The organism is Trichodesmium erythraeum IMS101, from assembly GCF_000014265.1.
GTDB lineage: Bacteria > Cyanobacteriota > Cyanobacteriia > Cyanobacteriales > Microcoleaceae > Trichodesmium > Trichodesmium erythraeum.
In genome coordinates this window covers 3160845-3171348 of the sequence record NC_008312.1, presented here as the reverse complement: position 1 = coordinate 3171348, position 10504 = coordinate 3160845, and the positions used below count along the sequence as shown (strand labels likewise).

The following is a 10504-nucleotide window of genomic DNA, read 5'->3' as shown; positions in this document are numbered from 1 at the left end:
CATACTTTATGGTGTTAGAGATAGTTACTGTTAATTATTAACCATATTAAGCTATTGTTTTTGTTATCTTCTTTTCCACATATAGTAGAGTTGATGCTAATATTAATGCTCCTATTCTTAGTGTGACTAAACCACATATTGTTAAAATTACCTTTTCATAATTATATTCTTTTAAGCTGAACCCTTCTCTAGCTACTCCAAATATTTTGAGCAACCTAATAACATGTTCCAAGAATATTTTCTTTTTAGCTAATTTCAAGTTATCTTCTTTTATTTATGGCGTCATTTATTGTTTTCTAGGCTTTTTTTTGTGTCATAGTCTTCTGTTCTCCTTAACACCATTTGTATCCCTAAATTTTTTATTCTTTATCAAACTTTTTTTGTTGTTTCATGAGTAAATTTACATCGTTTTCTGGACCTCTTTTTCCGACAATCATATCTACTATTTTTGTCTCTTTTTCTGTCGTTATTATTTAGTTTTTCAATGTATGATTTTTCTTTTTTCCGGAGTAATATTTTTTCTGTTTATCATCAGCGTATGGCCTATATATGCTTTGTTCTGTAATATATACAATTAATTCAAGTTCAGTTAAAATTTCTTGTATCCATAAATATTCGTCTTCTTTTTCTTGAAATTGTTCTAACAAGCTACTAGGGAGTAACTTTTGTAATATATTTATCCAATCATGAAAAATATTATTTGCTGTTGATGAGCTGAAACCAAAATATATTCCTAGTATTTGGAATGTGGGTTACAGACGTAAATAGTATAAAGTTAAGATGATTTCCCCCCTCGACTTTTAAGCTTTTTTTTCTTTCTCATCCTGCCTTAATTAGTCTTTTTTCTTAACTAGCGATCGCCTGTCTTTTTTTTATTCAAGTTTTTGAGCATTTCCTACTAATTTTTCAAATTGCTCATCGGTAATTCCAATGACTTTTTTTATTTATTTTAGGTGGTTATTAATATATTCTAATATCTGATTCATTAGTATATAGTTTTGACAAAATTTTCATTAAAACCATACCTTGATTTTGATTTTAGAGATGTCTAATATTTTTACCTTTATTAATTAGATATGCGATTATTTAAACAGCCATTTAAGTTTTTTGCTATGATCAAATATTCGATTTTACCCAACTTTTTCAGTATAGAATTTTGCAACAATCAATGCACATATTGTTATAGTACAATGAAAGTAACTTATTCATAATCATTAAATAAGTCTTATTGACAACAGCTAGATTCATCTTTTTTGGTGATGTTTTAGTCATCAGACTTTTTGTTGGCTACCCTTTTTTTACCCCCCAGGTATGTTCAGTTAACTTTTCTAGAAACATTTTTGGGATTTTTTTTATTTTGGGCCTTTTTTTTTGTCCCTTCACCCTAGAAGATTACCTAAGCAAATATACTTCTAAGCTATATCCTGCAATAATTTACTGATTATAATTTTATGCTAGGAAGGGAGTCATTACTGAGTTTTGTTGCTACTATATATTTAGCTAAAATTAAGTAATTTCTCTATTGCTTATCGCTGATTATAATGCTATGATATTTAATGATAAAACATAAAGATATTTTATCTAAAATAGTAAGAAAATTTTAAGGAGTTTCTAAAATGGCTAAGTTTATTTCTGATACAGAAAGTAGTGCTCATGGTGAAGAAGGTAATGACCTAGAACCTAAAGACCTAAGTATAGATACTGATAAGACAGTCGACAGTGATGAAGGGGACGACGATAGCAAAGAAGAAACGAGTGCTGAAGGCAATGAACCAGCCCCCGCTGTAGAAGAAAGCGACACTCAGGAAGGAGAAGAAGGAAACAATACCGACTCTGGTGAAGATGCTGATGAGACAGTCGACAGTGATGAAGGAGATGACGACAGCGAAGAAGAAACGAGTGCTGAAGGCAATGACCCAACCCTCGCTGCTGAAGAAAGTGACACTCAGGAAGGAGAAGAAGGAAACGATACCGACTCTGGTGCTGGTGAAGATGCTGATGAGACAGTCGACAGTGATGAAGGGGACGACGATAGCAAAGAAGAAACGAGTGCTGAAGGCAATGAACCAGCCCCCGCTGTAGAAGAAAGCAACACCGAAGAAGGAGAAGAAGGAAACAATACCGGCTCTGGTGAAGATGCTGATGAGACAGTTAACAGTGATGAAGGGGACGACGATAGCAAAGAAGAAATGAGCGCTGACGGTAATGACCCAGCCCCGGCTACAGAAGAAAGCGATACCCAGAAAGGAGAAGGAGAGAATGAGCGCCTCATTATTTCTGGAACTGAAGGTAATGATAGACTGCTTGGTGTTGAAGTTAATGAAGAGATCAAAGGAAAAGCCGGCGATGATAAACTTTTCGGTGGTGGTGGAGATGACCTAGTCCTAGGCGGAGAAGGAAAAGACTTCCTCCGAGGAGATGGAGGACATGATACCCTCTCTGGTGGAGAAGGTGATGATATCATTGATGGTGGTGATGGAGATGACGACATCAAAGGAGAAGCAGGTGATGATAAACTTTTTGGTGGTAAAGGTAATGACTTAGTCTCGGGTAAAGAAGGAAATGACTTGCTCCGAGGAGATGGAGGAACTGATACCCTCACAGGTGGAGAGGGTGATGACATCATTAACGGTGGTGCGGATAACGACGATATCAAAGGAGAAGCAGGTGATGATAAACTTTTCGGTGGTGATGGAGATGACCTAGTCTCTGGTGCAGAAGGAAACGATCTACTGAAAGGAGATGGAGGAACTGATACCCTCACAGGTGGAGAGGGTGATGACATCATTGCTGGTGGTGATGGAGATGACGAAATCAAAGGAGAAGCCGATAATGATAAACTTTTTGCTGGTGATGGAGATGACCTAGTCTCTGGTGGAGAAGGAAACGATCTACTGAAAGGAGATGGAGGAACTGATACCCTCACAGGTGGAGAGGGTGATGACATCATTGCTGGTGGTGATGGAGATGACGACATCAAAGGAGAAGCCGATAATGATAAACTTTTTGCTGGTGATGGAGATGACCTAGTCTCGGGTGGAGAAGGAAACGATCTACTGACAGGAGATGGAGGAACTGATACCCTCACAGGTGGAGAGGGTGATGACATCATTAACGGTGGTGCGGATAACGACGATATCAAAGGAGAAGCAGGTGATGATAAACTTTTCGGTGGTGATGGAGATGACCTAGTCTCTGGTGCAGAAGGAAACGATCTACTGAAAGGAGATGGAGGAACTGATACCCTCACAGGTGGAGAGGGTGATGACATCATTGCTGGTGGTGATGGGGATGATGACATCAAAGGAGAAGCCGATAATGATAAACTTTTTGCTGGTGATGGAGATGACCTAGTCTCGGGTGGAGAAGGAAACGATCTACTGACAGGAGATGGAGGAACTGATACCCTCACAGGTGGAGAGGGTGATGACATCATTAACGGTGGTGCGGATAACGACGATATCAAAGGAGAAGCAGGTGATGATAAACTTTTCGGTGGTGATGGAGATGACCTAGTCTCTGGTGCAGAAGGAAACGATCTACTGAAAGGAGATGGAGGAACTGATACCCTCACAGGTGGAGAGGGTGATGACATCATTGCTGGTGGTGATGGGGATGATGACATCAAAGGAGAAGCCGATAATGATAAACTTTTTGCTGGTGATGGAGATGACCTAGTCTCGGGTGGAGAAGGAAACGATCTACTGACAGGAGATGGAGGAACTGATACCCTCACAGGTGGAGAGGGTGATGACATCATTAACGGTGGTGCGGATAACGACGATATCAAAGGAGAAGCAGGTGATGATAAACTTTTCGGTGGTGATGGAGATGACCTAGTCTCTGGTGCAGAAGGAAACGATCTACTGAAAGGAGATGGAGGAACTGATACCCTCACAGGTGGAGAGGGTAATGACATCATTGCTGGTGGTGATGGGGATGATGACATCAAAGGAGAAGCCGATGATGATAAACTTTTCGGTGGTAAAGGTAATGACTTAGTTTCGGGTGGAGAAGGAAACGATTTACTCCGAGGAGATGGAGGAAACGATACCCTCTCTGGTGGAGAGGGTGATGATATCATTGCTGGTGGTGAAGGTAATGACGAAATCAAAGGAGAAACCGGTAATAATCAACTTTTTGCTGGTGAAGGTAATGACCTAGTCTCAAGTGCAGAAGGAAACGATTTACTCCGAGGAGATGGAGGAGCTGATACCCTCACCGCTGGAGAAGGTGATGATACCATTGACGGTGGTGCGGATAACGACGATATCAAAGGAGAAGCAGGTGATGATAAACTTTTCGGTGGTGATGGAGATGACACAGTCTTAGGTGCAGAAGGAAACGATTTACTCCGAGGAGATGGAGGAAACGATACCCTCTCTGGTGGAGAGGGTGATGATATCATTGCTGGTGGTGATGGAGACGACGAAATCAAAGGAGAAACCGGTAATAATAAACTTTTTGCTGGTGAAGGCAATGACCTAGTCTCAAGTGCAGAAGGAAACGATTTACTCCGAGGAGATGGAGGAGCTGATACCCTCACCGCTGGAGAAGGTGATGATACTATTGACGGTGGTGCGGACAACGACGATATCAAAGGAGAAGCAGGTGATGATCAACTTTTTGGTGGTGATGGAGATGACATAGTCTTAGGTGCAGAAGGAAACGATTTACTCCGAGGAGATGGAGGAAACGATACCCTCACTGGTGGAGAGGGTGATGACATCATTGCTGGTGGTGAAGGTAATGACGAAATCAAAGGAGAAACCGGTAATAATCAACTTTTTGCTGGTAAAGGTAATGACCTAGTCTCAAGTGCAGAAGGAAACGATTTACTCCGAGGAGATGAAGGAAATGATACTCTCACTGCTGGAGGTGGTGATGATAAACTTTTTGGTGGTGATGGGGATGATGAGCTCACAGGAGAAGCAGGTGATGATCAACTTTTTGCTGCTGAAGGTAATGACCTAATTTCAGGTGGAGAAGGAAACGATCTGCTGAAAGGAGAAGGAGGAAATGATACCCTCTCTGGTGGTGAAGGTGATGATACAATTTTTGGTTGTCATGGGAGTGATGAGATCAAAGGAGATGCAGGTGATGACCTCATCATTAGTTATAGTGATGCAGGAGAACCAGATATTGCCCAAGATACAGATCAACCTAAGGTTTATTCCGAGCAACCCTTTCTTGAAGCTCATGATACTTTAACTGGAGGAACAGGGGCTGATACTTTTGAGTTTAAACTGTTAATTAATGCCAAAGACAATATTATTCAAAAACACGCCGATCCTGTAACTGGTAAAATCAACTGGCAAGGAGTCGCTGGCGAAAATGATAACCCCCATGATCACTGGGTTGATGCTATTGGTAATGATGTCATCCTTGACTTTAATAAAAGTGAAGGGGATAAAATTCAGATTTTAGGTCATACTGTACAAGTCAGGGAGATTGAAAATCTTGACGATGGAAATGGATCTATTATTCACTTAATTAGTAATCAAGGTGGTAATGGTGGAGCCCACGACCAAGATGAACTAGGAACAATTACTGTTTATGGTGATCTAGTTGAACAGTCGGACTTAACTGTCCGCGCTGGAGTTACCTTTGGGGTTCTTCACTCCATCCCGATCAGTGAGATTAATGCTGAACAAATAGCAACGCCTATGTCGAACTCTACGCATCTGGGTGACTGTGGGTGTTGCTGAATTTAGGGATGAATATAATTGGGGCAGGCGTTCTACAAGCCCAAAAATATAACGAACAGACAAGATGCTTATTTGATAAAAGTCTTAAAATCATCCCCCATTTATGCAACACTTGTCTGTGATATGAGCAATATGCAATGTTACTTATGGCTATCATCAAAAATTGATATAAAAATCAATTAAAAAAAGGAGGTGTTGTTTAGTGTATCTAAGCAACACCTTCACTAATTTCAACACTCCTCTTAAGCCATTACACCTCTATCCTACAAGAGTTTTGAGCAGCTTGCTTCTAAGTGAGTTTGAACCTATAACTTTTAAAAATAGTAAGTACCTTTGCGATCGCCTTCTGAGCCCCAAATAAGCGACAGTAACTTGAGAGTCTTTCAACCATAATGATTTTGTCAATAAAGCCATAGATCCCCGCACCTGTAAACTGGGGAGAATGTCAACGGACTAGAATCTCCAAATTAATATTCGACCTTCTTCCCCCCCACTAACCAAAATTTTACCATTCGGACTAAACTGCACCGGATGATAACCACAAAGACTATCCAATAACTTCCCAGTCCGCAAATTCCATAACTTAACCGTACCATCAATACTCCCACTAGCAAGAATTTGATCATCTGGACTAATAGCAACAGACAAAACTGCTCGAGAATGACCCTCAAAAATATTTACTAACTCACCCGTACCAACATCCCATAATCTAATCGTTTTATCCTCACCACCACTAGCGATCGCCTTACCATCAGAACTAAAAGCAACTGAATAAACATCCCCAGAATGCCCCCTTAATGTTCTCAGACTTTGACAACAACCTACCTGCCAAATCTTGATAGCACCATCAGCACTACAACTAGCCAAAATGTCATTAGAATTTTTTTCTGTACAAATATTGTTGACTTTGCTATAAGTTACACAAAACACCCTGTCTAAATGTTCATGTAATTTATATAGTAATTCTCCATTACGTTGATTCCAAATTTTAACTGTTTGGTCAGCACTTCCACTCGCTATAGTTTCACAATTCGGACTAATAGCCACTGAAAAAATAGCACCATAGCGATGACTATAAGGAGAACCAGAATAGCTATAAAATCTATCTGCAATTGTTTTTTTCTGTAGATTCCAAACTAATATTGTTCTATCATCTCCAGCGCTAATAATTCTTCTGCCATCAACACTAATAGCTATTGCATAAACTTCAGCAGTATGACCTAAAAACTTATGCAAAAGTTGTCCTGTTTGCAGATTCCATAACCTAATTTTTTTGTCATCACTGCCACTTACTAAAATCAAATCTTGGGTATCTATAGCTATGGTATTTATAGGAGCAGTATTATCTTTAATAATTTGTACAGTTTTCCATAGCTGAGAGAGTTCTACATAGTTTCTAATTTTTGTTTTTTTCGGAACAAAGTTAGCTTTTTTATGTTCAAATTCTATCACATTATCTAGTAATTTAGAGTTATACTGAAGATAGTGATTATATGATAGTTTTTCTGTAATTTCTTGGTAACTATCCCCATTATTACTATATCTTTCTTTTAGCCTATAATCTCCTAATTCTGATAATTTTTTTTGATTTTTACAGCTATTAATTTCTACCTGTAAAATCACATCAACAGGAGACTCCTTCTGCGGATTTTTTTGAAATTTTTGTGATTTTTCTAAATATTTTTTTTCTGATAAATTTAATTGGTTAATTTGAGGTATTTGGTTATCATTTTGAGTAGAAACTATAGCAATTTCTATCAGTACCTCTGTAGCTGATTGATACCTTTCTTTGACTAAATCTTTGACTAACTTATCTAATATTTTTCCGAGACGATCGCTAATATTTTTCCCTTTTTTAATTAGATGCGATCGCCAGATTAATTCTCCACTAAACGAATCAAAAAGTTGATTTGGTGGTACTTCAGTCAGTAAATGAATACAAGTCATACCTAAACTATAAAGGTCGCTAGCTGGATATGCTTTGCCACCCCTTATTTGTTCTATTGGCGAGTATCCTAATGTACCAGTAATAGTACCTATTTTATCATAATCAACCTCACTACTGAACTTAGAAACACCAAAATCTATTAACACTAATTGATCTTTTTGGTTTTCTCCTACTTTTAGTGAATTTACCCCATCAACTCGTAATATATTTTCTGGTTTTATATCTCTATGTATTACTTTATTTTCGTGAATAAATTTTAGTAAAGGCAATATTTCATATAAAATTTTCCATATTTTTTTCTCACTAAACGCACCCTCTGATTCCAATTCTTGTAATAGATTTTTTCCAGTAATTAATTCTTCTACCAAGTAAAGGTTTTCATCTTCTTCAAAATAAGCATAAAAAGTAGGAATTTGGGGATGCTTACCTAATTTTAGTAATTGTTTTGCCTCTCTTTTAAACAACTCTAATACTTTATTATTAGAAAGTAAATTATTATTTTTTGGAGCCAATTGTTTAACAACACAAGGAGTATTAAATCTATCTAAATCTACTGCCAATAAAGTTCTACCAAAGCTGCCATTGCCAATAGGTTTTATTCCTTGATAATGTCCTCGCAGTAACAACTTTGAACCACAATTTTGGCAAAATTTGACATCGTTGGGATTCTGAGGCTTTTGGCAATTTAGGTTAAAGCAATAGCTCATAGAAAAAAATTAGTAAATTTAAGATTTACATTTTATAGTTGTAATAGTAAAAAGTTTGACGAGTAATGGGAGTAGAAAATAGGGAATAAAAATTAATATTAAACTGTACCTCATTATCCTCAAAAATAGTGTAATAGAAAGTTATATCTCTTCTTCTACAGACTTAATTGTATACTCTTTATCAATATTCAATAAAAATCTATATGGCAATCCTTTTTTACCTTGTCCAAAATCCTGCAACTTGCAACTTTTGGGAATAGGAAATAAGAGTTGGGTCAGTGGGTAAGAGTTTCAAAGTTGATTTATAGTTTTTGAATTCTACAACCTATAGGTATATTATTATAGATATTATTGTACGTATAGATTCACTCTAATTTACAGAATTCCTAGGAAATTCAAGAAAAATTTAATGATTATTAGTCAACTCAGTATTGATGGTAACAAAATCAATATAATATTGAATCTGTAAAGAATTATCAAGCTAGGCAAATACCTTAGGACATCTCCCTATTCCTTATTCCCACGTCTATTCTTCTACCAACTGCTACTTCAATTGTTATACTGATAATTTCAACTCATCTCCCCATTAAAATATTCCAAACTTTTAGCACTATTAAAATCTAGTTTTAATCAATAAATTACTTCCTCATCACTATCTAAGATTACATAAACTTATCCTAAAGCAGTATAGATTTTGGCACTTCTATCAACATCATTAACTACAGTCAAATTTGCTAATTTTAAATAGCATATTTTTATCTAAATTAGGCAACTTAATCTGTTCATATATTTCACTTAAAAATTTATAAATTGCCGAAGTTTAATCTCTTAAATATGTCAAATATCATCAGATAGCCATCACTATATTTTATACTAATAAAACTACTGAAAACCATATAATTTTTGCCATCAAATTGATCATAATTTTGTTTTTTTTACAAGAACATAATTTTTTTTGAATTACCAGATATTTAGCTTTGTGAGTTATTGGAATATTTAGAAATGAAAACAAGAGTAAAAGTGAATTTAACAACAATGTATCGGACTTTAAAAATACTTAATATCATTAGAAAAAAATTTTTTATGAAGCATAAAAAGAGAGAGAAAATTTTAATAAAAGCGCTATGAATCATAAAAATAGCTGGATGTGGTAGATATAAATAATTTAGTTTTTGTCTAAGGGTTCAGAATTTAATTTAGCAATGACTCGTCTTTATAGTCCGGGAAAAGTAGGAAAAAGAATAGTAACTAAGGTTCTAGAATGAAAGAATTAATTTTATCAGTAGAAGCCTGCTTAATTTTATTCCCTGCTTACTCACTCTTATTGTCAACCATTGAACTATGTTAGTCAAAAAAAATCAAGGAGTTTCTCCGCTCTTGTAAAGCTCGAACTCAAGAAGAACCAAATTAAGTTATGAAAAAAGCGATCGAGCCCTTCACTTTACTGAAAATGCTATCTTTAGTTGATTATATTATTATGGTTTATTCATATAAATTGCGGTGTAAGCGCAGCCCTAAGTAGTCTAAATATTCTCCTACCCCATTATCGTTCCAACTTTATGGTACGCAAACCCCAATAACTAGCGAGTAAAGTAAATCAGTTTAAGGGATCAACTTTTTGATCCCTTACTCCTGCTAATAATTTTACTGAACTTGATCTCACCTACATTCCCCAAGTTGTAATCCTCAATTTGAATATTTTTTAAGTTAGATAGGGCAAGAATTTTATACCATTTTTTTAACAGTTTTTTATAGCAAGCATGATCAATATTTGCTACAAATATTTTAACTATTTATAGTAGTTATTAGTAAGAGCTATTATTATCATTTTTGACCTTAAAACAATTCTGTTTTAGCCAATATATATATAATACAAAATATAGGTAAAAAGGATACCTTTACTACCGTATAATCCACGATTCAGCAACAAGTTGTAAGTTGTAACTTGAAAAAATACCCTTTCAGCAAGTTTAATATGGTCTAAAGTTGACTATTTTAGTTGACTAAATTATTCAAATATATTCTTTTTTTATGGATGCTGTTATACCCTAATTCCACCAATTCATTCAAGTCTAGCTAAACACAAAAGCTCAATAATGAAATCATATAATCTAAACAATATAAATAGTATACACTAATTT

General features: G+C 36.1%; 4 protein-coding genes. 1 reads left to right on the top strand and 3 read right to left on the bottom strand.

Features of this window, described 5'->3' with window-relative positions:
• Positions 1 to 46: 46 nt before the first annotated feature.
• Complete coding sequence (locus TERY_RS30480) at positions 47 to 259, bottom strand: hypothetical protein (RefSeq protein WP_370496955.1); 213 nt, start codon at positions 257 to 259, stop codon at positions 47 to 49.
• A 214-nt stretch (positions 260 to 473) separates the two neighbouring features.
• A complete protein-coding gene (locus TERY_RS36660) occupies positions 474 to 731 on the bottom strand; it encodes a hypothetical protein (RefSeq protein ID WP_370497191.1) in 258 nt (85 codons plus the stop codon).
• 885 nt (positions 732 to 1616) lie between these two features.
• Between TERY_RS36660 and TERY_RS32820 the strand changes: the two genes are divergently transcribed.
• Positions 1617 to 5708: a Ca2+-binding protein gene (locus TERY_RS32820; protein WP_011611649.1), complete on the top strand. Its 4092-nt coding sequence runs from the start codon at positions 1617 to 1619 to the stop codon at positions 5706 to 5708.
• Positions 5709 to 6161: 453 nt separating this feature from the next.
• On the opposite strand, the gene TERY_RS25120 is transcribed toward TERY_RS32820, so the two are convergent.
• Complete coding sequence (locus TERY_RS25120) at positions 6162 to 8363, bottom strand: protein kinase domain-containing protein (RefSeq protein ID WP_011611648.1); 2202 nt, start codon at positions 8361 to 8363, stop codon at positions 6162 to 6164.
• Positions 8364 to 10504 lie beyond the last annotated feature (2141 nt).